Annotated in this window: 33 protein-coding genes; 17 read left to right on the top strand and 16 right to left on the bottom strand. The window is 68.8% G+C overall.

The genetic code is table 11. The features are described from left to right. The first annotated feature begins 67 nt into the window (after positions 1-67). Positions 68-637: an RNA polymerase sigma factor gene (locus BM066_RS01140; protein WP_089923620.1), complete on the top strand. Its 570-nt coding sequence runs from the start codon at positions 68-70 to the stop codon at positions 635-637. Further along, positions 630-983 carry a DUF6768 family protein gene (locus tag BM066_RS01145; RefSeq protein WP_218150883.1) on the top strand — a complete coding sequence of 118 codons (354 nt, stop codon included), beginning with the start codon at positions 630-632 and terminating at the stop codon, positions 981-983. The genes BM066_RS01140 and BM066_RS01145 overlap by 8 nt, the downstream gene beginning before the upstream one ends. Before the next feature lie 86 nt (positions 984-1,069). Here BM066_RS01145 and BM066_RS01150 read toward each other — a convergent pair whose 3' ends face one another. The 8 genes from BM066_RS01150 to pal all read right to left on the bottom strand — a co-directional run bounded on the left by BM066_RS01150 (position 1,070) and on the right by pal (position 7,034). Further along, a complete protein-coding gene (locus tag BM066_RS01150; protein ID WP_089923622.1) occupies positions 1,070-2,326 on the bottom strand; it encodes a cation:proton antiporter in 1,257 nt (418 codons plus the stop codon). Between the two features lie 275 nt (positions 2,327-2,601). Next, complete coding sequence (locus BM066_RS01155) at positions 2,602-3,000, bottom strand: helix-turn-helix domain-containing protein (RefSeq protein WP_089923625.1); 399 nt, start codon at positions 2,998-3,000, stop codon at positions 2,602-2,604. A 51-nt stretch (positions 3,001-3,051) separates the two neighbouring features. Then, positions 3,052-3,240, bottom strand: a complete 189-nt coding sequence (locus BM066_RS01160; protein WP_089923627.1) for a hypothetical protein — start codon at positions 3,238-3,240, stop codon at positions 3,052-3,054. A 131-nt stretch (positions 3,241-3,371) separates the two neighbouring features. Then, positions 3,372-4,610: a Na+/H+ antiporter NhaA gene (gene nhaA, locus BM066_RS01165; RefSeq protein WP_089923630.1), complete on the bottom strand. Its 1,239-nt coding sequence runs from the start codon at positions 4,608-4,610 to the stop codon at positions 3,372-3,374. Between the two features lie 206 nt (positions 4,611-4,816). Further along, positions 4,817-5,938 carry a 2OG-Fe(II) oxygenase gene (locus BM066_RS01170; RefSeq protein WP_089923633.1) on the bottom strand — a complete coding sequence of 374 codons (1,122 nt, stop codon included), beginning with the start codon at positions 5,936-5,938 and terminating at the stop codon, positions 4,817-4,819. Between the two features lie 172 nt (positions 5,939-6,110). Continuing rightward, positions 6,111-6,233 (bottom strand): hypothetical protein, encoded by a 123-nt coding sequence (locus tag BM066_RS26755; RefSeq protein ID WP_255367434.1) that lies wholly within the window; start codon positions 6,231-6,233, stop codon positions 6,111-6,113. Further along, positions 6,233-6,430, bottom strand: coding sequence for a hypothetical protein (locus BM066_RS01175; protein WP_089923637.1), 198 nt, complete (start codon positions 6,428-6,430; stop codon positions 6,233-6,235). The genes BM066_RS26755 and BM066_RS01175 overlap by 1 nt, the downstream gene beginning before the upstream one ends. A 61-nt stretch (positions 6,431-6,491) precedes the next feature. Further along, positions 6,492-7,034 (bottom strand): peptidoglycan-associated lipoprotein Pal, encoded by a 543-nt coding sequence (gene pal, locus BM066_RS01180; protein WP_089923639.1) that lies wholly within the window; start codon positions 7,032-7,034, stop codon positions 6,492-6,494. A gap of 259 nt (positions 7,035-7,293) precedes the next feature. On the opposite strand from pal, the gene BM066_RS01185 reads away from it, so the two are divergent. From BM066_RS01185 to BM066_RS25755, 3 genes are read left to right on the top strand one after another with little or no spacing between them, the layout of a single operon-like run. Further along, positions 7,294-8,814 (top strand): DUF4118 domain-containing protein, encoded by a 1,521-nt coding sequence (locus tag BM066_RS01185; protein WP_177218346.1) that lies wholly within the window; start codon positions 7,294-7,296, stop codon positions 8,812-8,814. Next, complete coding sequence (locus BM066_RS01190) at positions 8,804-9,505, top strand: response regulator (protein WP_089923645.1); 702 nt, start codon at positions 8,804-8,806, stop codon at positions 9,503-9,505. The genes BM066_RS01185 and BM066_RS01190 overlap by 11 nt, the downstream gene beginning before the upstream one ends. Positions 9,506-9,508: 3 nt before the next feature. Further along, the gene (locus tag BM066_RS25755) at positions 9,509-9,721 is read left to right on the top strand and encodes a hypothetical protein (RefSeq protein ID WP_143093623.1); all 213 of its coding nucleotides are present in this window, start codon (positions 9,509-9,511) and stop codon (positions 9,719-9,721) included. A gap of 256 nt (positions 9,722-9,977) precedes the next feature. On the opposite strand, the gene BM066_RS25760 is transcribed toward BM066_RS25755, so the two are convergent. Together BM066_RS25760 and BM066_RS01195 are read right to left on the bottom strand one after the other, a co-directional pair. Then, positions 9,978-10,211: a hypothetical protein gene (locus BM066_RS25760; RefSeq protein WP_143093624.1), complete on the bottom strand. Its 234-nt coding sequence runs from the start codon at positions 10,209-10,211 to the stop codon at positions 9,978-9,980. Positions 10,212-10,238: 27 nt separating this feature from the next. Continuing rightward, positions 10,239-10,655 carry a thermonuclease family protein gene (locus BM066_RS01195; protein ID WP_089923647.1) on the bottom strand — a complete coding sequence of 139 codons (417 nt, stop codon included), beginning with the start codon at positions 10,653-10,655 and terminating at the stop codon, positions 10,239-10,241. Between the two features lie 341 nt (positions 10,656-10,996). Here BM066_RS01195 and BM066_RS26290 point away from each other — a divergent pair, with 341 nt between their 5' ends. Continuing rightward, the gene (locus BM066_RS26290) at positions 10,997-11,242 is read left to right on the top strand and encodes a hypothetical protein (protein ID WP_177218347.1); all 246 of its coding nucleotides are present in this window, start codon (positions 10,997-10,999) and stop codon (positions 11,240-11,242) included. 165 nt (positions 11,243-11,407) lie between these two features. Here BM066_RS26290 and BM066_RS01205 read toward each other — a convergent pair whose 3' ends face one another. Beyond that, positions 11,408-12,304, bottom strand: a complete 897-nt coding sequence (locus tag BM066_RS01205; RefSeq protein WP_018113169.1) for an MBL fold metallo-hydrolase — start codon at positions 12,302-12,304, stop codon at positions 11,408-11,410. 73 nt (positions 12,305-12,377) lie between these two features. Between BM066_RS01205 and BM066_RS01210 the strand changes: the two genes are divergently transcribed. The 3 genes from BM066_RS01210 to BM066_RS01220 are packed head-to-tail and all read left to right on the top strand — an operon-like array spanning position 12,378 to position 14,014. Next, complete coding sequence (locus tag BM066_RS01210) at positions 12,378-12,737, top strand: ArsR/SmtB family transcription factor (RefSeq protein ID WP_177218353.1); 360 nt, start codon at positions 12,378-12,380, stop codon at positions 12,735-12,737. Then, on the top strand, positions 12,706-13,239 hold the full coding sequence (locus BM066_RS01215) for a rhodanese-like domain-containing protein (RefSeq protein WP_018113167.1): 534 nt from the start codon (positions 12,706-12,708) through the stop codon (positions 13,237-13,239). The genes BM066_RS01210 and BM066_RS01215 overlap by 32 nt, the downstream gene beginning before the upstream one ends. Positions 13,240-13,243: 4 nt before the next feature. Beyond that, positions 13,244-14,014 carry a sulfite exporter TauE/SafE family protein gene (locus BM066_RS01220; protein ID WP_018113166.1) on the top strand — a complete coding sequence of 257 codons (771 nt, stop codon included), beginning with the start codon at positions 13,244-13,246 and terminating at the stop codon, positions 14,012-14,014. Between the two features lie 523 nt (positions 14,015-14,537). On the opposite strand, the gene BM066_RS01225 is transcribed toward BM066_RS01220, so the two are convergent. The 3 genes from BM066_RS01225 to BM066_RS01235 all read right to left on the bottom strand — a co-directional run bounded on the left by BM066_RS01225 (position 14,538) and on the right by BM066_RS01235 (position 17,529). Further along, positions 14,538-15,716, bottom strand: a complete 1,179-nt coding sequence (locus BM066_RS01225) for a mechanosensitive ion channel family protein (protein ID WP_018113165.1) — start codon at positions 15,714-15,716, stop codon at positions 14,538-14,540. A gap of 43 nt (positions 15,717-15,759) precedes the next feature. Next, complete coding sequence (locus tag BM066_RS01230) at positions 15,760-16,119, bottom strand: hypothetical protein (protein ID WP_018113164.1); 360 nt, start codon at positions 16,117-16,119, stop codon at positions 15,760-15,762. A 108-nt stretch (positions 16,120-16,227) separates the two neighbouring features. After that, the gene (locus tag BM066_RS01235; RefSeq protein WP_018113163.1) at positions 16,228-17,529 is read right to left on the bottom strand and encodes an SLC13 family permease; all 1,302 of its coding nucleotides are present in this window, start codon (positions 17,527-17,529) and stop codon (positions 16,228-16,230) included. A gap of 93 nt (positions 17,530-17,622) precedes the next feature. Between BM066_RS01235 and BM066_RS01240 the strand changes: the two genes are divergently transcribed. Beyond that, on the top strand, positions 17,623-18,465 hold the full coding sequence (locus BM066_RS01240) for a hypothetical protein (protein WP_018113162.1): 843 nt from the start codon (positions 17,623-17,625) through the stop codon (positions 18,463-18,465). Positions 18,466-18,483: 18 nt separating this feature from the next. Here the strand turns inward: BM066_RS01240 and BM066_RS01245 are convergent, their stop codons facing one another. After that, positions 18,484-18,963: a MarR family winged helix-turn-helix transcriptional regulator gene (locus BM066_RS01245; protein ID WP_018113161.1), complete on the bottom strand. Its 480-nt coding sequence runs from the start codon at positions 18,961-18,963 to the stop codon at positions 18,484-18,486. A 776-nt stretch (positions 18,964-19,739) separates the two neighbouring features. Between BM066_RS01245 and otsB the strand changes: the two genes are divergently transcribed. The 7 genes from otsB (at position 19,740) to BM066_RS01285 (ending at position 24,908) form a co-directional block, all read left to right on the top strand. Then, complete coding sequence (otsB, locus tag BM066_RS01255) at positions 19,740-20,513, top strand: trehalose-phosphatase (RefSeq protein ID WP_177218348.1); 774 nt, start codon at positions 19,740-19,742, stop codon at positions 20,511-20,513. Continuing rightward, entirely contained in the window at positions 20,510-21,925 is a 1,416-nt protein-coding gene (gene otsA / locus BM066_RS01260) for an alpha,alpha-trehalose-phosphate synthase (UDP-forming) (protein ID WP_018113158.1), read from the top strand. Before otsB ends, otsA begins: the two co-directional genes overlap by 4 nt. A gap of 202 nt (positions 21,926-22,127) precedes the next feature. Then, positions 22,128-22,430, top strand: a complete 303-nt coding sequence (locus BM066_RS01265) for a hypothetical protein (protein WP_018113156.1) — start codon at positions 22,128-22,130, stop codon at positions 22,428-22,430. A 64-nt stretch (positions 22,431-22,494) separates the two neighbouring features. Beyond that, on the top strand, positions 22,495-22,884 hold the full coding sequence (locus BM066_RS01270; RefSeq protein ID WP_018113155.1) for a hypothetical protein: 390 nt from the start codon (positions 22,495-22,497) through the stop codon (positions 22,882-22,884). Further along, on the top strand, positions 22,881-23,150 hold the full coding sequence (locus BM066_RS01275; protein WP_018113154.1) for a DUF5985 family protein: 270 nt from the start codon (positions 22,881-22,883) through the stop codon (positions 23,148-23,150). The genes BM066_RS01270 and BM066_RS01275 overlap by 4 nt, the downstream gene beginning before the upstream one ends. Continuing rightward, positions 23,147-23,431 carry a DUF5985 family protein gene (locus BM066_RS01280; RefSeq protein WP_049801613.1) on the top strand — a complete coding sequence of 95 codons (285 nt, stop codon included), beginning with the start codon at positions 23,147-23,149 and terminating at the stop codon, positions 23,429-23,431. Before BM066_RS01275 ends, BM066_RS01280 begins: the two co-directional genes overlap by 4 nt. A gap of 100 nt (positions 23,432-23,531) precedes the next feature. After that, entirely contained in the window at positions 23,532-24,908 is a 1,377-nt protein-coding gene (locus BM066_RS01285) for a chloride channel protein (RefSeq protein ID WP_018113152.1), read from the top strand. A 243-nt stretch (positions 24,909-25,151) separates the two neighbouring features. On the opposite strand, the gene BM066_RS01290 is transcribed toward BM066_RS01285, so the two are convergent. After that, positions 25,152-25,643: a DUF305 domain-containing protein gene (locus BM066_RS01290; RefSeq protein WP_029589452.1), complete on the bottom strand. Its 492-nt coding sequence runs from the start codon at positions 25,641-25,643 to the stop codon at positions 25,152-25,154. Positions 25,644-25,669 lie beyond the last annotated feature (26 nt).

The following is a 25,669-nucleotide window of genomic DNA, read 5'->3' on the forward strand; positions in this document are numbered from 1 at the left end:
GGAGGATCAGGCTCGGCGCGCCGATACCGATTGAACCGGATGCTGGCCGCGCGCCACCTTGTTCTCCATGACCCGGCAAAGCTCAGATCCGACCAAGGCCAAGCGCCGGCTCCTCGACGGCTACCTGGTCGTCGCCGCCCAGGCCGGCGACCGCCAGGCGGCGGACCTGCTGGCGCGTCGGTATCACCGGCGGCTCATCGCCCATGCCTGGCGGCTGACCGGCGACATGGAACTCGCCAGGGACGTGGTCCAGTCCAGCTGGATGGACATCGCCCGAGGCCTGCCAGGCCTGAAGGACGAGGCGGCCTTTCCGGCCTGGGCCTATCAGATCGTCTCGCGCCGATGCGCCAGGAACATCCGCGGCCTGCAAGGCGATCGCGCCCTGGCCGGCGCCTTGAGAGAGGTCGCCCAAGAGGGGCCGACAGAGCCGCCGGAGATCGCCACGCCGCGCCTGCAAGCCGCCGTCAGGGCGCTGCCCGGACCCCTACGCGCGGCGCTGGCGCTGTTTTATTTCGACGACCTGAGCGTGGCGGAGATCGCCGTCGCGCTCGAGATCCCGGCGGGCACCGTCAAGACCCGCCTCATGCACGCTCGGCGCGCCTTGCGCGCCGTGTTGGAAGGAGACCACCATGTCTGACATCACCAAGGCCTTGCAGGACGAGGAAGACGCCCTGCTGCGCAGCATCGACGAGGATCCGGGCGCCATGGACCAGATCTCGGCCGCGATCACCGCCCGCTCCGGGGGGCTCGCCGTGATCCTCCTGATCGTCCAAACCGTTCTCTTCCTGGCCGGGGCGGGGGCGGCGTGGAAGTTCTTCAGCGCCGGCGATGTGCTCTCGGCGTTGCACTGGGGCCTGCCGGCCGCCGTCCTGCTGATCATGTCGCTGATGCTCAAGCTGGCGCTGTGGCCGGCGATGACCGCGCAGCGTCAACTACAGGTCCTCAAGCGGATCGAACTGCAGGTCCGCGCCGGACGCGCTTGAGGATGCTCGCCCCGTGTCGCCGGCCCTGGCCGGAGTCGCGGGGCGGCGCACCGATCAAGGTGGCGGGCAAAGCGCCCGACGGGCGGCTAGGGCCGGCTCGAACCGGGCAGCCGCCGCACCAGCCCGGCCATGGTCGAGCCCTGGACGACGACGGAAAACAGCACCACGACATAGGTGGTGGCCACGATCAGGTCCTTCATCGGGCCGCCCGGCAACGAGAGGGCCAGGGCGATCGAGATGCCGCCGCGCAAGGCGCCCCAGGTCAGGATCGGCACGCTGAGGCGCAAGGGCAGGCGACGACGCCAGAGCGCCAGGATCGGCGCGGTCGAGAGCAGCCGCGCTAGCAGGATCATCGGCACGGCCAGCACGCCGGCCAGCAGCAGGCCGGGGCTCCAGGACAGCGCCACGCCCTCCAGGCCGATCAGCAGGAACAGGGCGGCGTTGAGGATGTCGTCGATCAAGGACCAGAACTTCAGCAGGTAGTCCTTGGTGGTGTCGCTCATCGCCAGCGCTACCCCATGATTGCCGATCAGGAGCCCCGCCACGGCCATGGCCACAGGGCCGCTGACGTGCAGCGGGCGCGCCAGGGCGTAGCCGCCCATGACCACGGCCAGGCTGATCATCACCTCGACATTGTAGTTGTCGATCGAGCGCATGGCCCGGAACGCGACATAGCCGACCACCAGGCCCAGCAGGACGCCGCCGCCGGCTTCGTGCGCGAACAATAGCGCCGCATGGCCCAGGGTCAGCGGCGCGTGGCTGGTGGCGGCGGCCAGCAAGATGCTGAACACCACCACGCCCACCCCGTCGTTGAACAGGCTCTCGCCGCCGACTGTGGCCTCCAGCAGCTTGGGAACCTTGGCGGCCTTGAGGATGCCCAGCACCGCCACCGGGTCGGTCGGGCTGATCAGGGCGCCGAAGACCAGGCACCAGGCCAGCGGCGCGTCCAGGCCCACCAGCAGGCTCACCGCCTTGAAGCCGGCGGCGATCAGCACCGTGGAGAGCACCACCCCCACCGTGCTCAGGGCCAGGATCGGCCCGCGTCCGGCGCGCACCTGCTCGAGGCTGACGTGCAAGGCTCCGGCGAACAGCAGGAACGAGAGCATGCCGTCCATCAACGCCGTCTGAAAATCGACCGTGCCCAAGAACTCGCGCACGTGCCCCGACAGATCCCGGCCCGGCGAGATGCGATCGGCCGCCACCACCACGATCGAGGCGAGAGCCCCCATCACCGTCAAGGCGATGGAGGGCGCCAGGCGGAAGAAACGGTGGTTGAGATAGCCGAGGAGGGCGACCAGGACGATGACGATCGCCGCGGCGTCGAACGCCGAGAGGGAAGGCATGACGAAACTCCGTGGCCGCGCGGTTAAGTCCGCCAGGGGAGCGGCCAGGTCAAGCCGAAGCGATCGCGGCGGCTGAGCAAGCCCTGTGGAGCCTTGACGCCATTTGGGGGCGACCGCGGCGGCGGCGATGGCGAAGGTGCAAGAACTGGATCGGGGGCGAGCGCAGCCGCCGAACCGAGCTCCAGTCGAAGGCGCGGACGGCCGGCTCCTTATTCGCCGTCCGAGATGCCGCCCAAGCGCCTCGAGGCGACGGCGCCCCCTTGTTGGCGCGACGCCTAGTCCTCCGCGCCGGGCCCCGCCTCGGCCATCGACAGCATCAGGGACAGAAGGCGGCGGCGTTTGCTCGCGGGCAGGCTTGTGAAGGCGCTGGCGACCGCCACCGCCTCGGGCAGGGCGACAAAGCGCTCCAGCCGCTGCAGATCCGCGGACTCAGGCTGATCGCGCCGTGGGAGGCCTTCGAGGAAAAAGCCGATGGGCGTCTCCAGCGCCTGAGCCGCCAGGTGCAGGCTGACGGCTGAAATGCGGTTGGCCCCGCTTTCGTATTTCTGGAGCTGCTGGAAGGTCACGCCCAGGCGCTTGGCAAGGTCGGCTTGGGTCAGCCTCAGGTGTCGGCGGCGCGCCCGTAGCCGGCTGCCGATCGCCTGGTCGAGGGCGTTGACCTTCGCTTGCGGCACGGCCTTAACGTCGCGGGAGGGACGAGCGGGACCGCCGCGCCGTTCCGGCGGTCACCATCGGCGGGCGGCGCGCTCTAGGACGGGCGCATGCACGCCGTCGTCGAACAGTTGGGCGCAGAGGTCCAGCGCGCCTTGATAGGCCTTGGCGAGTTCGGGGCTGCGCGCCATGACCGCGCCGCGATAGCACACGACGTATTCTTGGCCGGCGGGTGTGATCTCGATCGCCGCTGCGTCTTCCATCGAACCAACCACGTCCTGGGACTCACTTGACGCTCACGCGGGCGTCTTAGCCGGTCCGAACGCCGTTCACTGTAAACGATTGTGACAATAGGCGACGCTGGACCGCCCGCGCCGAAGGCTTGCCCCGACCGTCAGGCGTCGGCGAAGTCGCTCTCGCGATCGGCGGCGGCGGGCGCGCAGGGCCTGCACAGGCGCAGGACGATCACGCCCAGCAAGGCCGAGGCCAGCGACCCGGCCAGAACCCCGATCTTGGTCTCGTCGATCAGCCTTGGGTCGCCGAAAGCCAGATTGCCGATGAACAGGCTCATGGTGAAGCCGATGCCGCAGAGGACGGCCACGCCATAGAGCTGGGCCGCCGAGGCGTCGCGCGGCATGTCGGCCCAGCCCAGCCGAACGATGGCCATCGCGGTCAGGAAGACCCCCACCTGCTTGCCGATGAACAGCCCCAGCGCCACGCCCATGGGAACCGGGTCCAAGATGGCCGAGGCGGGAATCCCGGCGAAGGACAGGCCCGCGTTGGCGAAGCCGAACAACGGCACGATCAGGAAGGCGACGGGCTTGTGCAGGGCGTGCTCGAGCCGGTGCAGCGGCGAGGTCGCATCGTCCGGACAGGCCGGGCTCTTGCGCAACGGGATCAGCATGGCCAGGGCGACGCCGGACAAGGTGGCGTGTACGCCCGACTCCAGGACCAGCCACCAAAGGGCCAGGCCGCCCAACAGGTAAGGCCACAGCGTCATCACCCTCAGCCGGTTGAGGGCCGCCAGCACCAGCAGCATGCCCGCCGCGCCGGCCAGATAGGCCAGGTGTAGTTGAGCGGTATAGAAGAGGGCGATGATCACGATGGCGGCCAGGTCGTCCATGATCGCGATGGCGGTCAGGAAGATCTTCAGCGAGGCCGGCACGCGCGGGCCCAGGAGCGCCAGCACCCCCAGGGCGAAGGCGATGTCGGTGGCCGAGGGGATCGCCCAGCCGTCGCGGCCGGTCGGCGAACCGGCGTTGAAAGCCAGGTAGATCAGGGCCGGGACGGCCACCCCGCCGAGCGCGGCCAGGCCGGGCAGGATGACGCGCGAGGGCTTGGAGAGCTGCCCGTCGAGCACCTCGCGCTTGATCTCCAGGCCGACCAGCAGAAAGAACACCGCCATCAGGCCGTCGTTGATCCAGTGCTGGGTGCTTTCGCGCAGATGGAAGCCGCCGATCGCGAAGCCGAACTCCGCCTTCAGGGCCGCGAAATAGGGACCCGCCAGCGGGGAGTTGGCCACCACCAGCGCCAGGGCCGCGGCCGCCATCAGCACGTAGCCGCCGGAGGCCTCGTGATGCAGGAAGTCGCGCAGCGCCGAGAGCGGACGGGACCGGGCTTTGGCGAGCGTCATGCAAATCTCATCTGGCTACAGTCGACAGGGGCGAAGGCTTAAGGGACGGCTTTGGCCTCGGGGTCAACGCCATCATGAATTTCGTGGGCGGCAAGCCAGGGCGCTTTCTTGCTTGGCGAGGCTTCCTTGAGTTTGGCGGGCGCCATTCGGACTCTAGGGCCTTCCGGCGGGGGCAGGGACGCGCGGCGCCTTTTCGACGAGGCGGGTCACCCCTCGTCCTGGCCCGCATCCGCGACGGTTGCGCCCGGAGCGGGGCCGGCCCTGTATCCAGCGAGTTCGGCCGAGACAAAGGGGGTGTTGGCCTCCCGCAATTGGGCGGCCGCCTCGTCGTAGAGGAACGGCAAGAAGGCGTAGCGCTCACCCCGGGTCACCGGGCGCGCCTCGTGGAGCAGGGAGCAGGAAAAGACCACCGCGCCGCCGGTCGGCGCGCGATAGGTCCTGGAGCCGTATTCGGGAAACGCCAGGTCGCCCCCGTCATAGGCCTCGGCGTTGAGATTGATCGTCACGGCGAAGCGCCGATGCGCCGTGCCCTTGGTGGTGTTGTCGCGATGGGCCCGGAAGAATCCGGCGTCGAGCGCGTCGTAGCGGGCGACCAGATAGCGCTCCATGCGCGTCGGCGTGAAGGCAAAGGCGCGCGCGATCTGTGGCGTGAGGCGCCGGATAACCCTCACGCGAATCTGCTCGCGCAACGCCTCGTCCTCGATCACATGGTCCGATCGCCGCTTGTGGCTCGGGTCGTGGACCTCCACCGTCCGTCCATCGACGTCGCGCATGAAGCCCGAGGGCGCGCCGCCGCCCGCGTGGTACGCCTCGATCAGCCGCGCGCAGAACGCCGGCTCGAACACGCGCGGTACAATCAGCACCGGCGCATGCAGCGCCACGCCCGCATGATCGTCGACCGGCGGCAAACCCTGGAGGTCGGCGAACAACTGGTCGGTGGCCTCGACCGGTGCGGTGGCCAGCACCCGCATGGCCGGATCCAGCAGGATCCAGCCGCAGGCCTCCCGATCTTCCGCTAGGTCCATCCCATAGAGCCGGGACACGGCGCGGTCGGCGTCCAGGAACCATCGAACGCCGGGAAAGGAATCCTGGGCGCGCGCGCAGGCCTCGACCCCGCGCAGCACGCCGAAGAAGGCGATCTTGTCGTCGTCGAACAGCCGCCGGGCCGCGCCGACCGCCCGCCCCATGGCCGCGGCGAGCGGCCCGTCCTGGCTCGGAAAGAACCCGAGCAGCAAGTAGCGCCCCGCGGCGGTGTCGAACGCGTAGGTGGGGTTGGACGGCGTCCTGGCCTTGAAGGCGGGGGCCGCATCGCCTGTCTGCAACGCCATGCCGTAATCATCCTCTTCTCTCGCGGCTGGGCGCCCGAAACAAGACGACGCCCTGGCCGGACCAGAAGCGCTCGAACACAGGCACGGTCGGGGGCGGGGGGCAGGGCTGGGGACGCCTGTGGTCGCCTGGATGCCCGGCTTGGCTCGTGACCGGCCATCCGGACTTGGTTCTTCAGCCGCCGCCGGATTGAGCGCGCATCGCCATGAAAATGATCGTCGAGCAGCTCCCGACGGTCAACAGCAGGACGGCCCACAGCACGACACGCAGCGTCAGATCGCCAAGCTTGGTCCACATCAGCGCGGGTCCGTTTCATCGGCGCGGTTCTCAGGCGCTTCGTCGTCGGGCTCGGCCTGGGCCGCGTCGCCCGAGGCGCCAGGACCGAAGATGCGTTGGAACGTCTCGATCACGGAGACGAAGACGATCCCTAGTACGGCGATCGCGATGACGATCACCACCGCCAGGGCGGGCGCGACGACTTGAAGCCAGTGCATGCGCTGTTACCTGGGCCGCCCGGGCGCCGACGAAATCCGTCGCGCGCCCGGGGACGACCCTCTACTGAGGAGCCAGATCGATGACGACCGTGCCGGCGTTGCGGTTGCGCGCCCAGGCCTGTTCGTTGGCGCCGCCGTCGATCGGCTTTTCCTTACCGTAGGACACCGTCGCGATGCGGCCGCCCGAGACGCCTTGGGCGACCAGGAATTCCCGGGCCGCGGCCGCACGCCGTGCGCCGAGGGCGAAATTGTATTCGCGCGTGCCGCGCTCGTCGCAGTTTCCGGCCACCATGACCCGCACGCCAGGGTGCTGGTTGAGCCATTGGGCCTGGGCGGCGAGGGTGTCGCGCGCCTCGGCCGAAAGGTCATGGCTGTCGAGCGCGAAGAACACCCGGTCGCCCGCATTGGCGGCCAGGTCCTGCTGCAGGCTGCGCGCCTCGGGCGACTGCTCCAGGCCCGGCATTTGGTTGCCGGGCTCGCCGCCCTGCTGGGCCAGCGGCGGCGTCGCGGGCGTCGGCGCGGGCTTTGGCTTGGAGGCGCAGCCCGAGAGGGCGATGGCGAACACCAGGGTCACGAGGGCCGGCGTTAGGACTTGCTTTTGCATCGGGTTCCACACTGTAAATCGCACAGCGAGATGCGGCGCTCAGCGGCGGACCGGCAAGCATAAGAACCTTATAAGGTTCACGCGCGGGGCCATAAGGGGCGCATAATTGAAGCGCGCGAGGCCTGGCCCCATGGTGGAGCGTCCGCCTCCCCCCGGCGGCGCGCATCGGTCCCGTTGGCTGGCCCGCGCCCATCCCCTGGGCGAGGCTGCAAGGCGGCTGGCCGGCGGGACCGATGCGACAGTGCCTTCGTGGATGATGATGACCGCGTTTTTCGATCCACGATCCCTGAAGTGGCCCGACGCTGTGCCAAGGCCGCGCAGCCCCCAGGGCCTTTGGCGCTACGCCGCGGCCTTCGGGATCATCGGCGCGGCCACCCTGGTCTCCGAAGCCCTCTACCGGGTCTTCGACACCACGCGGCTTTCGATGGTCTTCCTGGCCGGCATCCTGGTCACCGCCGTGACCCTGGGCGCCAACCCCGCCTATTTCGCCGCCGCGATCGCCTTCTTCATCTACAACTTCTACCTGGTCGAGCCGCGCTTCACGTTCCAGCTCGTGTCGGCCGAGGACGTCATCGTGCTGATCGTCTTCCTCGGCGTGGCGATGTTGACCGGGGGACTGGCGGGCCGCATTCGCGACGAGGCCGAACGCAGCAAGGCGCGCGCCCATACGACCGGAGCCCTGTTCGAGGCCAGTCGGGAACTGTCGGCGGCCGGAGAGGAAGACGCCATCCGGGGGCGGATCGTCCGGCGCATCGCCGACGCGGCGCGGGGGCAAGCCATCCTCTGGGACGCCGGCCGGGTCTGGTGCGCGCCGGAGGGCGATGAGGCCGCCCCCGAACTCATCGCCGAGATCGCCGGCCTGGCCGTCGCGCCGCCGTCCGCGGACGCCTGGACGCTGTGGGACGGCGTCTGGCGGGCAAGGCCCTTGAGCGCCGACGGCGCCTTGCTGGGCGTTGCGGCCTGGTGCGGCCCGTCAGGCGTGGGCGAGGACGACCGGCTGATCGATATTCTGGTCGATCTTGGCGCCGCGGCGGTGATGCGCGCGCGCCTGGGCGCGGCTCGCTCCGAAATCCAGGCCTCGGCGCGAACCGAGCAACTGCGAAATGCCCTGTTGTCGTCGATTTCCCACGACCTGCGCACCCCTTTGGCGGCGATCCTGGCCTCGGCCAGCAGCCTGAAGGATTTTGGCGAGCGGTTTTCGCCGGACGTCCGCGCCGACCTTGTCACCACCATTCAGGAGGAAGCCGAGCGGCTCAACCGTTTCGTCGGCAACCTGCTGAGCATGACCAAGCTGGAGTCCGGGGCCTTGGAGCTTGATCGCCAGACCTTCGACGTCGTCGAGGTTCTCAATCGCGTCGTGGCGCGTTTCGATCGTCCAGAACGTCCGGTCCATCGTGATTTCCCCGAGCATGCGCTGATGATCGGCGGCGATCCGATCTTGCTGGAACAGGCGCTGGGCAACGTCCTGGACAACGCCGCTCGCTACGGCCGTGTCCAGGCGCCGATCGTCGTTCGCGCCTCGCTGGTCGCCAGCGCCGTCCTGATCGAGATCGAAGACCATGGGCCGGGCGTTCCTTCCGAGGACCTGGATCGCATTTTCGAGAAGTTCTTCCGCTCACCGGGCACGGCGGCCGTGCAAGGCACGGGGCTTGGCCTGTCGATCGCCAAGGGACTGGTGGAGGCGATGGACGGCTCCATCGCCGCCACGTCCCGTCCGGACGGCGAGTCCGGTCTGGTGGTTGGCCTTCTCCTGGCCGGGAGCGCGCTTGATGCAGTCTAGCCTGGGCCAGATCCTCCTCGTTGATGATGAGCCCCAGCTCGTCCGCGCCCTGACGCCCGCGCTCGGGGCGGCGGGCTATGAGGTCTCGGTGGCCGATAGCGGTCAGGCCGCTCTGGCCCACCTCGCCAGCGAAGGCTGCGACGGCGTCATCCTCGACCTTGGCCTGCCCGACCTCGACGGAAAGGCGGTGATCGCGCGCATCCGCGAATGGTCCGAAGTCCCCATCGTCGTGCTGTCGGCTCGCGACATCGAACAGGAAAAGATCGCCGCCCTGGACCTGGGCGCCGACGACTTCGTCAACAAGCCGTTCGCGGTCGGCGAACTTCTGGCTCGCCTGCGAGCCGCCATGCGGGGGCGCGAGCGCAGGTTCTCGGCGCGCGCCCGGTTCAAGGCCGGCGATCTCGAGATCAACTTCGCCGACCGCCGCGTCTTCCTGCAGGGCGATGAGGTGCGCCTGACGCCTCGGGAATACGACTTGCTCCGGGCCCTGGCGCGGTATGCCGGCCGGGTGGTGACGCACCGTCAGCTGATGGCCGCCGTCTGGGGGCCGACGGCCCAGATCGACGCCCAGTTCGTGCGGGTGCTAGTCGGCCAGGTACGCCAGAAGATCGAGGAAGAGCCCGCCGCCCCCCGGATCCTCTTGACCGAGGCGGGCCTGGGCTACCGGTTGATCGCCGAGGATGAGGCTTAGTCCATGGGAAGATCACCAGAAATCGATCGAAGCCTGGGCTTTGGAGAGACCGCCCTCATCATCGGTATCGCCGGGGCCGGCCTGTTGGTTGTGGGCGCCGCCCATCTGGTCAGCGCCGCGATCACTGCGCTCTGGCCCGGAGCGTTGAAAACCGGCCCGATCCAGGCCGAGCCGACTTCTGCGGAGGACGGCCCGGTGGCGCCCCCGCCTGTTTAGGCTTCGTTCGGCTCGGCGATCCATCCACTTGCGGCAGGCGCCGGTGCACGCGATCGACGGTCCTTCACGACCAACGTGGCCTTGTCTGGTTTCCTACGTTGCCGGCCAAGCGCCGTTTTCCAGCGGCGCTGATCTCTAGGGCTGATCTTCTGGGAGGAGGACGATGCCTACGAGGGTCAACCCGCGTAGCGTCTGACGGTGAGCCTGCTAGGTTCCCTGGGTTTCCAGAGAGGGCGCGATGCGACGACTTTCGATACTATTTGGCGCCTGCGTTCTTCTGGCCGCCTGCGTTGCGCGACCTTCGGCCCGGGACCAGCTCTCGGGAAGTATCATTCTGGTCGTGATCGGCATCGTTGCGGTGCTGGCCGTCGCCGTCGCAATTTCGCGCCGTATGAGAAAAGACGCTGATCGAGACGAAGACTGAGCCGATGGCGGTAAAAGTCCGCCTCCCACCGACTGCAATGATCCGGTCCGGGTGGAACAGGTCCATCTTCGCGGCGCCGATCAGGCTTCGCCCCTATGGTTCGACCCGGGCCACGCCCTGGGCCCATTGGCCGCGACCCGCAGCCTTGGCATCCGCCTCGGCCTTGGCGTAGGCGCCCTTGCTGTAACGCCGATACTCGGTGGCCAGCCCCGACCGAATCAGCGCCGCATTGACGTCCGGGCTGGCGGTGGACCAGCACTTGCCGACGAACCGGCCATAGCGGTCGCGCTCGACGAACCGGCAGGCCACGCGGCTGCGGGTCAGGCGGATCAACTCATCCCGGGCCTCGTAGGCGAAGGGCTCGGCCGGGGTCTGGCCGCGCCGAACCTCGGGGGCGTCGACGCCGAAGAGCCGCACCCGTTCGGACCCGCAGCGCAGGGTGTCGCCGTCGTGAACGCTCGGCGCGGTGCAGGCGATGAGGGCGCTGGCCAGGGCGGCGGTGAAAGGCATTGGGCGGCTCTAGCCCGCTTCGGCCAGCCTGTGTAAGCGCGAAAATCAGGACCTGGGCTACGTCGTGAAGATCAAGGTCTGGGGCCTTCTCCTCTAACCGGCTGGACACGATCGGTGTTTCTGAGGCTTTGTTTTGTTGTGCGCTGGGCCTTGGGAGACGCTAGAGCGGCAAGCAGCGGTTATCTCTAAAACTTCGCTTTCGGCGTAATCCGCGCGCTTGCCTGCTGAGGTGACGCGCGCCGTTCGTTGGATCAGGCCGACGCGGCCGCCGGCAGGGTTTCGGGGCCGGAGGACGCGATGCCGGCCGACATCTGATCGAAAGCTCGCCGCGCCGCCTCGACATGCGGCAACTGCTCAAGAGTCCATTCGTGCAGCGCTCGGAAGGGCTGTTGCAAGGTGCGGCCCAGAGGCGTGATTTGGTATTGCACGGCGTGCAATTTGTCGCAAAGCCGAACCTGTCGATCAGCGTGCCCGACTTCCTGCTAGGGATTCTTGGCCTCTATTTGCAGACCAACGATGCGCCCCCCGGTCGCCTGAGCCCTGGAACCATGTCCTCTTCGAGCGCATCCGCGACAAATGCCGGCTGATCCTCGATATCGACACGAGAACGGAATATTCGCGCCGCCGGCCCATTTCGTCCTGGGCCAACGCCAGGTCGGACTAGTCGCCACGTGTCGGCTGGCGTTGCCTATCCTGGATCGACACGGTCGGTCGCCATGAAGCCTGGCGGGGACCGGACGTCCGAGTCCTGTTTAACGCGGGGTGGGTTCGGGCGGCCCGGACACGATCTTTTCGCTGTGGCTCACCGGCAGGCGCAGGAACACATTGCCCGCGGCGGTGGGCGGGGGCAGGGCGCCGGCGCGGATGTTCACCTGCAGCGCGGGTAGGATCAGGGTCGGGGCGGACAGGGTGGCGTCGCGCGCCTGGCGCATGGCCACGAATTCCGCCTCAAGGGCCTCGCCGCCGACATGGATGTTCTTCGCCCGCTGCTCGCCCACCGTGGTCTCCCAGCGATAGTCGGCGCGGCCCTGTGGCAGGTAGTCGTGGCCCACAAAAATCCGCGTTTGCGGCGGCAGGGCCAGGACCTTCTGGATCGAGCGGAAGAGCGTGCGCGCGTCGCCGCCGGGGAAGTCGGCGCGGGCGGTGCCGTAGTCGGGCATGAACAGCGTGTCGCCGACGAAGGCCGCGTCGCCGATCAGATAGGTCAGGCAGGCAGGCGTATGGCCCGGCGTGTGCAGGGCGCCGATGGACAGCCGGCCCAGCGGCAGGTCGTCGCCTTCGTTCATCAGCACGTCGAACACCGCGCCGTCGGCGGCGACCTCGGCTTCGAACACCGGAATGAAAGTCTTCTGGACCTCGACGATGTGGGCGCCGATGACGATCTTCGCCCCCGTCTTGCCGCGAATATAGTCGGCCGCCGACAGGTGGTCGGCATGGGCGTGGGTCTCCAACACATAGGCCAGAGTCAGGTCCTGGGCCGTCACGGCGGTCAGCAGGGCGTCGGCCGACTGGGTGGAGAGCCGCGCGGCCTTGGGTTCGAAGTCCAGAACCGGATCGATGATGGCGGCCGATCCGGTGGCCGGATCGCTGACCAGATAGCTGGCCGTGAAGGTGGCTGGATCGAAAAACGCTTGAACCCTGGGCTGCATGACTGGACTCTCCGTATGAGCAGGTTCTCATATAAGGACTTGCTAAATTAGAACAAGCGAATATATGGCGTTCATGTTCGATCTCTCGCGTTTCGATGTCAGCCAGTTCGAGGCCAGCGCCGCGCAGGCCGCCAAGCTCCTGCGCGCCCTGGCCAACGAACGCCGGCTGATGATCCTGTGCCAGCTCGCCGAAGGCGAACGGTCGGTGGGGCAGATCCAGCCCTTGGTCGGCCTGTCGCAATCGGCGCTCTCGCAGCACCTGGCGGTGTTGCGCGAGGAGGGAGTCGTGGCCGCGCGCCGCGAAGCCCAGACAGTGTGGTACCGGATCGCCGATCCGGCCGCCCTCAAGGTGGTCGGTACGCTCGCGGAGATCTTCTGCCCTCCAGCGGAGAACGCCGCCCATGACCACGATCCCGAAACTTCTGAGGCCTGAAGACGCCGCCAAGCGGCTGGCCGAAGGCCGCGCCGTCCTGATCGACATCCGCGAGCCCGACGAGTTCGCCCGGCGGCGCGCCAAGGGCGCGCTGTCGCGTCCGCTGTCGACACTCGACACCAAGGGGCTGGCTCTGTCGGATGCGCGCGCGGTGATCTTCACCTGCCGCTCGGGTCTGCGCACCGCCGCCAATGGCGAGCGCCTGGCCCTGGCCTGCGGGACGCAGGCCTTCGTCCTGGATGGGGGCCTGGACGCGTGGGACGGCGCCGGCCTGCCGGTCGAGATCGACGCCAAGGCGCCGTTGGAGATCATGCGCCAGGTGCAGATCGGCGCCGGACTGCTGGTGCTGCTGGGCCTGGGGCTGGGCTTGACCGTCACGCCGCTGTTCTTCGGGATCGCCGGGTTCGTCGGCCTGGGCCTGACCTTGGCGGGCGTCACCGGCTTTTGCGGCATGGCGCGCCTGCTGGCCCTGGCGCCCTGGAACCGCCGCGCGGGGGCTTGAAGCCATGGACATGAGCCTGGTCGCGGCCCTGTCCAGCGGGGCGCTCGTCGCCCTGCTGCTGACCCTGTTCGGCGGCGGCGGCTCGGTGCTGGCCACGCCGCTGCTGCTCTATGCGGTGGGGGTCAAGGACCCTCACGTGGCCATCGGGACCTCGGCCGCGGCGGTGGCGGTCAATGCCGCCGCCAGCTTGGCCGCCCAAGCCAAGGCCGGCCGTGTCAAATGGCCCTGCGCCCTGACCTTCGGCGCGCCGGGCCTGATCGGTTCACTGGTCGGTGCGCATCTGGCCAAGGCGGTCGCGGGGAGCCACCTGCTGGCCGGCTTCGCCCTGGCCATGGCCGCGGTGGGCCTTTCGATGTTTCGGGCGCCGCGATCGCCAGGCGATCCGGATGTCCATATCGACCTGGCCAAGACCGCGCGGCTCGTCCCGGTCGGCGCGGTCACGGGGCTGGCGACCGGCTTCTTCGGCATTGGCGGCGGCTTCCTGATCGCACCGGGCCTGATGGCGGCCACCGGCATGACCCTGGCCAACGCCGCGGCTTCGTCGCTGGTGTCGGTCACCCTCTTCGGCGCGGCGACCAGCGTCAGCTACGCCGCCTCGGGCCTGGTGGACGGACGGTTGCTCTTGGCCCTGGTGGCCGGCGGGGCGGTCGGTGTGGCCGCGGGGGCAAGGCTGGCGCCGGGTCTAGCGCGCAAGGCGTTGCTGGCCAGGCGGGTCTTCGCCACGATGGTCATCGCCACGGCGAGTTATGTTCTCTGGCGGGCGGTGGCCGCCTGAGGCGCTGTCGCCCGGATGAAGCGCGCATGACGGCCACGGGTGCAGACCCGCCATGGATGAGAGAGCGAGGTCTGTAGCGTCGCGCGGGACTGCGCGAGCCCGCATCGGCGACGCTGACGCCAAGGTTGGGTCCAGGGGGCAACCGGAATCGCGGTCTGGTCGGCCGGACCGCTTCTCGGTCGGCCTGGCGGTCTTGCCGGCCGCTGGTCGGGCGCGCTCGCCGCCATCAGGCGGACGGTGCCCAATGAGCCGAGAGACGCCCTCACCGTGCTAGCCCTTGAGCCTGCAAGCCCGCGCCGGACTTGCGGGGAAAATCCGTGGAATGCGCAACTGTTCGATCACGGTCCGTTGACGGCCTTTCTCACGCCGGCCGAGAGGCCTTGATGGCGCGTGTCGTCATGCTCGCCCGACGCCGGGCCTCGCGTGCGGCGAAACACGTGAAGGCTCTCGTCAAGCCGCCCGGCGGCGTCCTTCGGGGTTTTCGGTTCGAGGCGCGCCGATTTGGGGCGCGCGCGCTGGCGGATCAGTTGGCGACGCCGCGCAGACCCGCCAGTTCCGAAACTTGGCGCTCGGGCATCACGACCTTCAGGTGCGGGAAGGGGATCTCCACGCCGGCTTCGTCGAAGGCCAGTTTGATGCGGCGATTATATTCGCGCCCGACGTTCCATTGTTGCAGCGGCTCGGTCTTGATCCTGGCCTTCAGCACCACGCCGCTGTCGGCCAGGCTGTCGACCCCGACCACTTCGATGGGGTCCAGGATCTTGTCGGCGAAGTCGGGATCCGATTTCAGGCGCGCCCCGACCCGCTTCATGATCGACAGCGCCGCGTCCAGGTCCGAGCCATAGGACACCTGCAGATCGAACACATAATAGGAGAAGCTCTTGGTCAGGTTATGCAGGACCTGGGCCTCGCTATAGGGAAAGACGTGCACGGTGCCGTCGAAGTCCCGCAGCCGGATGGTGCGCAGCGTCATCTGTTCGACCAGACCGCCGCTGTCGCCGATGCGGATGATGTCGCCGACCGAGACGATGTCCTCCACGATCAGGAAGATGCCGGTCAGGAAGTCCTTGACCAGGGTCTGGGCGCCAAAGCCCAAAGCCACGCCGACGACGCCGGCCCCGGCCAAAAGCGGTCCGATCTTCACGCCCAGTTCGCTCAGGGCCATCAGGACCGCCACGATGACGATGGCGCTCTGGGCCAGGCCGCGCAGCAGCGGCGCGAGCGTGGCCAATTGGGCGCGCCGACGCGGCTCGACCGCATGGTCGGCGAAGCCGTCCATGCCTCGCCCGATCGCCAGGCTGACCAGCTCGAAGACCGCCACCGTCGCGATCAGCAACAGCCCCAGGCGGACCGCGCCGGCCAGCATGCGCGCGCCGAGCGGCGTCGTGGTCCAGGCCAGCAGGTTGAAGCCCCAGATGTCGGCCACGACCAGGACCGCGGCGATCCCGGCAAGCGTCTGGACGATCCAGCCGGCCAGCCGCGCCAGGCGGTTGGCGCGGACGGTCATCTCCGCGTCGGCGGGACCGGGCAGGCGATGGGCGCCCAGCCTGGCGATGCGCCTGGCCAAACGTCCGGTCGCGATCGCCAGGCCGACAACGACCAAGGTCAGAACCAGATTGAGCGCCCAGGCCAGGGCGCTGAGCTGGGCGAAATGGGACAGCAGGCCGGTCAAGGCCGCCAGGATGCGTTCGCTGGCCGTCATCGGGAGCGGGTCTCCTTTTTGGGCGTCGGATGGGTCGGCCCGATCAGGCCGCCGCGAAGGCCCTGGACAGGGCCCGGCGCACGCGCGCCACCTGGTCGTCCGGCGCGCGCCAGCCCACCGTCTCGACCGCGGCATGGGCGGTCTCGTCCAGCAGCATCGAGCGGACGCCCCAATTGTCGTTCAGGGTCTGGGCCAGTTGCTCGGCGCTGCGTTGGCCGGTGGTTTGGCTGGCCAGCAGCGCCACGGTGGGGCCGGTGTGGGCGGTCACCGCCAAGGCAAGCCCCGCGGTGGTGAAGGGGCCGATGACGCTCACCTGCGCCTCGTCGAGGGCGGCCATCAGACGTGTTGCGCGATCCTCGTCGTCGCAAATCAGCAGAATGGTTTCGTTGATAGGATCGTCCATGTTCCCTCCAGCCGATTGTGGTCGAGATAGATCGTAGAACGATCTAATCGGGCGCGGAAACACGATGGCCTGACAATATTGTGAGGCTTTGGCCGGGAACCTTGGCGGTCAGAACGGGAAGAACATCGGGATCACGGCCAGGCCCACCGCCCAGGTGATCAGGTTGAGCGGCGCGCCGATCCGCACGAAATCCAGATAGCGGTAGCCCCCCATCTGGTAGACCAGCACGTTGGTCTGGTAGCCGAACGGCGTGGCGAAGGCGGCGCTGGCGGCCATCATCACCGCCACCAGGAAGGGGCGAGGACTGACGCCCAGGCTCTCGGCCAGCGCCACGGCGATCGGCGTCAAAAGCACCGCCACCGCGGCGTTGGAGAGGATCTCGGTCAGCAGCAAGGTGGCGCCGTAGATCAGGGCCAGGGCGTAGAGCGGCCCCAATTGCCGCAGCCATCCGACCAGCGCATCGGTGGCCAGGGCCGCCAGGCCGGTGACCTCCATCGACAAACCCACCACGACCATGCCGGCGATGAGCAACAGGATCTCGGGGCGTAGGCCCTTATAGGCGTTGTCGACACTGATCATGCCGGTGACCACCAGCAGCACGGCCCCGGCGAACGCGGCCGCGGCGATCGGCAGCAGGCCCAGGGCCGCCACCGTGACGACCAGGATGAAGACGCCCAGGGCCGCCCCGGCCCGCAGGGGATCGAAGGGCGCGTCGACCGGATAGAGGGCTGGATCTTCACCGGTGGGCGGATTGATCGCCACGGGCGGGGCGGGGGCGTCCTGTTCGTCGGGCGAGGGCGCGGCCGACAGCAGCCGGGGACCGAACACTACCATGTAGAGACCGCCGACGGCGGCGATGATCAAGGCGACGGGGGTGACCTCGAACAGGCTGAACGTGGGCTGGCCGGCGTTGCGGGCCATGTCGTTGACCAGGAGATTGGTCGAGGTGCCGATCAGCGTGCAGGCCCCGCCCAGGATCGTGGCGTAGGACAGCGGGATCAGGAACCGCTTGGGCGACAGGTTCATCGACCGGGCCACATCGCGCACCACCGGCGCGCCCAACACGACGATCGGCGTATTGTTCAAGAAGGCCGAGGCTAGGCCGCACAGCACGATCACCATCCACAAACCCGCCGCGCCCAGGCGGGCGCACAGGCGCGTGGCCCCCCGGATCACCAAGCCCAGCAGGCCCGACAGCTCCATGGCGTAGGCGATGACGAACAGCGAGGCCAAGGCCAAGATGGCAGGACTGGCGAAGGCGGCCTGCACCTCGACCGGGCGCACGGTCCGCGTCCCCAAGAGCACCGCCGCCCCCGCCAGGGCCACGACGTCCGACCGCAGCTTGCCGTGAATAAGCCCGGCCACGACCGCCGCCAGGACGGCCAGGGCGATGATTTGGCCCGGCGTCACGGCCTGCGCCCTCGGCTGGTGGCGGCGGCGTCAGGCGCAGACCGGAGCGAAGGCGATTGCAATCTGGACCTTGTCTTCTGCTAGGCTCAAGCCATGAGCGACAATAGACAGGGGTCTCCGGACCGCAAGTTCGCCCTGATCGCGCCGCTGGCCATCGGCGCGGCGGCGATCGTCGTGCTGGTCCTGGTGCTGACCCGCCCTGCGCCGGCGCCGCCCATCGTGGAGGCGCCGCCGCCGGTGGTCGCCGCGCCGCCGGCCAAGGCCGTTCCAGCCGCCGTGGCCTCGCGCGCTGATCTGATCGCGTCGGCGGCCAAGGCGGCCGACGCCTATGCTTCGGGCGCGCCCACTAGCGGCGGCGACCTTGTGGGGCGGCGATTTTCGGTACGCCTAGCGTTCGGTTGCGCCGGTCCCGTCGCCGATCCGGGTCCCGCCCAGGCCTATTACCAGGTCGACGCCAAGGCTTCGTCGCTGCGCCTGGTCGCCCGGCCCTCGATCTGGACGGACCTGCCGCTCGTTCGCGCCGCGCCCACGCCGGCGGGCATAGAGACCGTCGAAGGGTTCTGGATCCCGCGGCCTTGGCTGACGGGCGACCGGTGCTCCAAGCGGCGCGAGGTGGCGCCGCCCGCCACGCCCACGCCGGTGGAGCAGCCAAGCCTTGGGCTGGCGGTTCTGCATGGCCAGGACGCCGCGCGGACCGAGCGCCGAGGCCAGCGTCCTTATGAGCATGTCCTGAAGCTGCCGCCCGATGGCGCGGCGCAGGGCCGGGTGTTCGAGCTGGTGCTGGAGGGGCGGATCTCCGGCTTCGCCGACGGCGCGGCGGCCCACTGCTGGAGCGAGTCGGCCGAGCATCGGCCCGTCTGCCTCTATGCAGTGGATCTCGACCGTGTCGCCTTCGAGGACGCCGACGGAACGGTTCTGGCCGATTGGCCACGATAGGGCGGTCTGCGCTCTGCTTCAGGGCGACGGCGGGGCGGCGCGATGGGCCGCCTCGATGATTTCGGCCAAGATGTCGGCGCCCCGGCGAAGCTGACCCAGGTTGCGCCTTGAGATGGTCTCCAAGATGTCCGCGCCGCGTGGCCGCAGCTCCAACACCACCCGGCGCCGATCGGCGTCGTCGTCGCGCCGGGACACCAGGTCCCGTTCGATAAGGCGCGCCACCAGTTCAACGGCGCTGTGGTTCTTGATCAGCAGACTTTGGGCCAAGTCGCCGATCGAGATGGGATCGGGACCGGGATGGGCCTTGATGGTCAGGAGGGCCTGATGCTGTTGGCTGGTCAGGCCATAGGCCCGCGCGCCTTCTTCGCTGAACGCCAGGAACTGGCGGATGGCGCGGCGAAACTCTCCCAGGGCTTGATAGTCATCGGCGGTTAGGGGCCGGCCCTGATCGACATCGGCCTCGGCGTCGGGGGGGGAGGGCTGGTCAGGCGGTGTCACGGGCAAGGTCCTGGCGCGCGAACCACTCGCGTCGCTGCCGACTTTCTAGCACGCCGGTCGAGTCGCGGGAGAGGCGGGTTGGCGCGCTCCATTTGACATCGCATCGTGGCACGATATTTATAGGGCATGACTGATCGCACACCCCACCGCGACTCGGTCACGGGGGCGCCGATGCGAGCCTTCAGGGTCGGGTTCGCATCGGCGTTTCGGGGCAGAGGCCTGATGATCGCGCTGGTCGGGGCCGCTCTTATGGCGGCCGCGGGTGCTTGGGCCGGGTCCCGCCTTGGCCTGGACGAGCTGGAAATGCGACCGTCTCGCGGGCCGCATCTGCGCGTGCTGCCCGGGCAGGGCGGTAAAGCCAGCGTCACTATCCCGTGACCCGACCCCCATCGACGAGCCGGCCTGTTAGGTTGCGCTCGGGTCCTGCCCATACGTCCGGGGCCGTCATCACGCTTTCGTCGCACAGTGCGACAGGATCGGCGGCTCGCGCGGCCAATCCGCCATCGTTGGAGAACCACCGCGCCGCGCACGGCGCTCGCATTCACAAGGGGCCTGTCATGCCATCATCGATTTCGCCGGGCGAACCACGCCTTCTGTTCGCCCGCTGCTGCGCGCCGCCCAGCCCCGCCGGCCGCGCGCCTCCACCGTAAGGCCCGTTTGATCGCTCGTAGCGCGCTTCTGGCGCGCCGCCCCTTGCGCCGCCGCCGAAGCTCACCGGTGCGCTGGCGTCCTTGCGTCCGAATTTGACTATTCCGGCGCCTGCCATGGAGTCCGCCATGACGGCCCAGATCATCACCTTTCCCGATCCCTTGCCGCCCCCGCCGCCGCTGAACCCCGCCGGCTGCGCATTGTTTCTCGACCTCGACGGCGTGTTGGCGCCGATCGTCGACCGGCCGCAGGATGTCGGGCCCGATCCGCGGCGAACCCTCATCCTGCGCCAGCTGGCAGAACGTCTGCAGCGTCGTCTCGCCATCGTCAGCGGGCGAACCCTCGCCGAAATCTCGGCGATCACCGAGGACGCCGTGGCGGCCGTGGCCGGCGTGCACGGCTTGCAAAGACGCACGGTCTTGGGCGAGGAGGTCGCCCCGCTGCCCGACGCCGACCTGGCCGACGCCGCAGCCGTGTTCAAGGCCTTGGCCCGCGCCCAGCCGCTCCTGCTGGTCGAGGAAAAAGGCTTGAGCGTCGCGCTGCACTATCGCGCTTGCCCCAGCGCCTGCGAGGCGGTGCGCGAGGCCGCTCGGCGCCTGGAGGCGGCCACGGGCCTGATCCTGCAGGAGGGCGACATGGTCGCCGAGCTGCGAACGGCCGGCGGGGACAAGGGCCAGGCGGTCCAGGCCTTCCTGGCCGAATGGCCGTTCCAGGGCGCGCGGCCGATCTTCGTGGGGGATGACCTCACCGACGAGGACGGGTTCATGGCCGCCGAGGCCGCGGGCGGGTATGGCGTCCTTGTCGGTATGAGCGGCCGCCAGACCCTGGCGCGTCATCGCCTGCCCGACGTTCCCGCCGTCCTGGACTGGCTGGAGGCGGCCATTCCCGGAGGCCTCGCATGAGCCGGCTCATCGTGGTGTCAAACCGGGTCAATCCGCCCAGCGACCAAGGGGTCGGCACGGCCGGCGGCCTGGCCATGGCCTTGGCGGCGGCGCTGCGGGAATATTCCGGGGTCTGGTTCGGCTGGAGCGGCGAGACCACCGAGACCTTCACCGGCCAGATCGCCATGCAGAAGATCGGTGGCGTCACCGTGGCTCTGGTCGACCTGGAGGAGCAGGATCGCGAGGAATATTACGACGGCTACGCCAACCGCACGCTCTGGCCGATCTTCCACTCGCGCACCGACCTGGCCGCCTACGAGCGCTCGTTCGGAGAGGGTTATGAGCGGGTCAATCGCCGGTTCGCCGAGACGCTCGCGCCTCTGATCGGCCCAGGTGACCGAGTATGGATCCACGATTATCACCTGATCCCCCTGGCCCAGGAGTTGCGACGGCTGGGCGTGACCAACCGGATCGGCTTCTTCCTGCATATCCCGTGGCCGAGCCGGCGCTTGTTGACCACGCTGCCCCAGCATCGCGAACTGGTGGAATCCTTGCTGGCCTATGACCTGGTGGGCTTCCAGACGCGCGACGCCCTGGAGGCGTTCAGCGACTATGTCGAACGCGATCTGAACCTGACGATCGAGGATGGCGTGATCGCGGCCGAAGGCCGCTCCACCCGGATCGGGGCCTTTCCGATCGGCATCGAGGGTGACGCCTTCGCCGAACTGGCGCGCGGGGACACCGCGCAAGCGGCGTTCGAGCGCGTGCGATCAAGCCAGACCGGGCGCAAGATGATCCTGGGCGTGGATCGCCTCGACTATTCCAAAGGGCTGGAGGAGCGGTTCCTGGCCTATGAGCAACTGCTGGCCGATCACCCCGACTGGGCCGAGCGGGTGTTCTTGTTGCAGATCGCCACCGCGAGCCGTGACGCGGTGGAAGCCTATCAGGAAATCCGCGCCCGCCTGGAGGGGGTCTCTGGCCGGATCAACGGCGCCTACGCCACCGTCGATTGGGTGCCGATCCGCTACGTCAATCGCGCCCATCGGCGTGACGAGCTGGCGGGCATTTACCGAGCCGCCCATGTCGGGCTGGTCACGCCGCTGCGCGATGGCATGAACCTGGTGGCCAAGGAATATGTCGCCGCCCAGGATCCCGACGATCCCGGCGTGCTGGTCCTGTCGCGCTATGCGGGGGCGGCCGAGCAGATGGGCGACGCCCTGATCATCAACCCCTTCAGCCGCGAGGAAACCTCCGAAGCGCTGGAGCGAGCCCTGTCCATGCCAAGGGCCGAGCGGATCGCGCGCTGGCGGCGACTGATGGACGGGGTCTCACGCGACGATGTCGCCGCCTGGCGCGACAGCTACGTCACCGCGCTCGACCTTGAAAACCCCGCCCACGCGCAGGATGGCGGAGACAGTCGCAAAGCCTCGTGATACGATGTTCCGTCGATAAAGACCGATCAAGGCGACCGTCAGTGTCGCCGACCGGGAGGAGACGCTCATGAAGCGGGGTTGGACTAGTAGTGTCCCGATCGAGATCATTCTCGTGGCCCTGACGGCGCTGGGTTGCCTGGCGGCGATCTCGCTGCGTCTGGCCGGTTGAGGCGCTGGAAGACGGTATTGGAGTGGATGTCGCATGGCCCATGTTGACTGGGAAGATGCGCTCGAAATCGTCGTGGGCTTCTTGGAGGCGCCCCCTGCGGCCGACACCGAGGATGGCAAGCGATTCGATCAGGCCCTTTTGCGTGTGCTGGCCAACGCGCCGACGGCGGATCACGACGACGGCGCCGCCGCGCCGGCCGACAGCGTGGCTGGGCTCGACGAGGGGCTGCGGGCGCGACTAGACGCATTGGCGCGTCGCCGCGCCCATGCCAATCCCTTCGGCGATCATCCCGACGGGATTGGACCCACCTTGGGGATGGATTTGAGTGGATCTTGAGGGGGGGAGTTTGATTGTGCCGGTCGAGGCGGGACGCATGGCCGCAACGGGGCGCGAAACCTAGATGCCGCGATCGGGGAATCCTGGTTTCGATGAGGATGTCGCGCGGTTCGTCATCGCGGATCTTCGCACCGTCTGGGCTCTGGAATTGCTGATGTTGCTTCGCGGCGCGCCAGACCAGACCTGGACGCCGACGGCGTTGACGGCCGAGCTGCGCGGCAATCTGGCCATGGTCGAGGACATGCTCGGGCGCCTGGAGGGTCTTGGCCTGGTGGGCCGCGAAGCCGATGGGTGGCGCTATCGTCCCGCCCAGCCGGCCCTTGACGACCTGTGCGGTCGGACAGAACAAGCTTATCGGCAAAAACCTTTCGCGATGATCAGCATGATCTACCGGGGCGCTGGACCCTTGCGTGACCTCGCCGACGCCTTCCGTTTCAAGGACGGCAAGCCATGACGCTGGTGGCGCCGCAACTGGTGTATCTGCTGTGCCTGGCCACCAGCCTGGTTTGCGCGGGCCTCTTGGCCCGGGCCTATCGACGCTCGCGCCACCGGCTGCTGCTCTGGTGCGCCATCAGCTTCTCGCTCTTTGCGCTCAACAACCTACTGCTCGTCGCCGATCTCGTGGTCTTTCCGGCCCGCGATCTATGGATCTGGCGTCAATTGAGCGCCGGGGCGGCCCTGGGCGTTCTGCTCTACGGCTTCATCTGGGAGCGCGAATGACACACTCGCCGCTCTTGATAGGTTTCGTCGGCGGCGTCCTGGCCATGGGCTACGCCGTCGCCGCCGTGTTCTTCCTGCGCTTCTGGCGCACCAGCCGCGAAGGCCTTTTCCTGGCGTTCGCGGCGGCGTTCGGCCTGATGGCCACGGCTCGGGTGCTGACCTTGATGGCCGGCGCCGACCGCGAATGGGACGGCCATGTCTACCTGCCGCGCCTGGCCGCCTTCGTGATCATCATCGCGGCCATCCTCTTGAAGAACTTTCCGCCGCGCCGCCGGCGCTAACCTGCCGGCTTGACCCTGGGGGCGGGCGCCCCTAGGGCATAAACATCGTGAGGCGATCCAATCGCCACGATGTCCTTTCCGCGCCAGCCAGCGAATCTCCGTGTCGAAAACCTCGCCCCTCGAAACGCTCGATCGCCAGCGCAAGCTCGTGGGCGTGCGCGCCCGGCGCTCCCTGCGGACCGGCGCGGTGGTGGCCGCCGCGGTTGTGGCGGGCGCCGCGGCCGTCGGTTTCGCCAAGCTTTGCGACGGCGCCATGGCCCTTCACGCCCGACTGGTCGGAAGCTGGCCGTGGCTGGGCCCGGCGCTGCTGATCGTGGGTTTGCCGCTCTGCGTCTGGCTCATGCGACGCCTGGCGCCCGCCGCCGCCGGCAGCGGCATTCCCCAGGTGATCGCCGCGGGTGAAATCGGCCGGGGGCGCGGGTTGGATGGCGAGAAAATCCATGACGACCGGGTGTCGATGCGTACGGCCCTGGTCAAGATCGTGCTGGCCGCGCTGCTGCTGGTCTGCGGCGGCTCCATCGGGCGCGAAGGGCCGACCGTGCAAGTGGTCGCCGCGATCATGGTGTTTCTGACCGGCTGGCTGCGCGGCGGGCCAGGCCGGCGAACCCTGTTGATCGCCGGCGGCGCGGCTGGCGTCTCGGCCGCCTTCAATACGCCCATCGCCGGCATCGTCTTCGCCGTTGAGGAACTGGCGCGCGGTTTCGACCGACGCGCCAACACCGTGGTCATCCTGGCCGTGGTTTCGGCGGGCGTGGCCGCCTACGCGCTCGGCGGAAACTACGCCTATTTCGGGGACATGTCGGGTGCGGCGGGCTGGAAGGCCTGGTTCAGCGCGGCGTTGATCGGCGTGGTGTCGGGGCTGGCGGGCGGTCTCTTCTCGCGGCTGATGGCCGCCGTCCTGGTTGGCGACAATCGCCTGCGACGCTGGAAAGACGCCCGACCCGTGCTGTTCGCCGGCCTTTGCGGCGTGGCGGCGGCGGCCGCCGCGGTCTTCAGCGGCGGCGCCACCTACGGCGCGGGCTACGCCGAGGCCAAGTCGATGTTGTTTGGCCGCTTCGCCTCGGGCTGGGGTCTGGCGGCCGGCAAGTGGCTGGCGACGCTGTCTGCGGCCTCGAGCGGCGCGCCGGGCGGCATCTTCGCGCCGTCCCTGGCGACGGGCGCCGGCCTTGGGGCCTTGTTCGCGCACTTGGCGCCCTGGGCGGGCGGGCGAGAGGCCGTCACGCTGGGCATGGCCGGCTACCTGGCCGGCGTCGTGCAGGCGCCGCTGACCAGCGCGGTGATCTTGATGGAGATGACCCGCGATCCAGGCCTGGTGGGGCCGCTCCTGCTCTGCACCCTGATCGCCAAGCGTTGTTCCGAGGCGGTCTCGCCCACGCCGCTCTATCACGCCCTGGCGCGGGCCTGGACGCGGCCGCGCCGCCGCCTGACCCGCCCCGGCGCGGCCGAGATCGCCGCCCGTCAGGAGGGCGACCAATGAAGCTCGCGCGTTTGGCGTTGCGGCTGGCTTGCATGAGCGCCCTGACCATGATCGGCGCGATCGCCGTCAGCGTCATGACCCATGACGCCTGGCTGGTGGTCGGCCACGCGGTCGGCGCGCTCAGCGCGGTGATCGCCGCCGGCGCCGTCCTCGTCCTTGGCGCGGCGGTGCTACGCGGCGTGGCGCGAGGCCTGCCGAGCGCGCCGTCGGCCCCCCAGGGCCTGGAGCCCTTCGAGCAGGGCCTTACCGGTCTGGAGGCGGCGGAAGCGTCGGCGCCGTCTTGCTCGGCGGATGGGCCTTCAAGTCCGCGACCAGAGCCTTCATCTGAGTGATTTCCCGCACCTGGGCGGTGAGGATGCCGTCGGCCAGGCGGCGGACGCGCGGGTCATGGATGTTGGCGCGGCGGCTGGTCATGATCGCGATCGAGTGGTGCGGGATCATCGCCTCCATATAGGCCACGTCTCCGACGCTCGCCTGGCTGCGAACCAGATAGAGGCTGGCGGCGAAAACCATCGCGGCCCCCGCCAGGATCGCCGCGTTCAGCCGCTTGTCGCGATACATGTCGCCCATGAAGAGCATCATGATGGCCGCCATCGTCGCGCCCATGAGGAGGGCCATCCAGGCGCGCGTCTGGCTGAAGGCCACATGGTCGAGGCTGTAGGTGTTCAGGTACATCAAGCCGTACATGATCGCCGTCGAGGTGGCGGTCATCGCCGCCAGGCGCCCATAGCTCATGGCTCGCTCCAGGTTCGCGTCGCACA

It is taken from the genome of Caulobacter sp. UNC279MFTsu5.1, from assembly GCF_900114015.1.
Classification (GTDB): domain Bacteria; phylum Pseudomonadota; class Alphaproteobacteria; order Caulobacterales; family Caulobacteraceae; genus Caulobacter.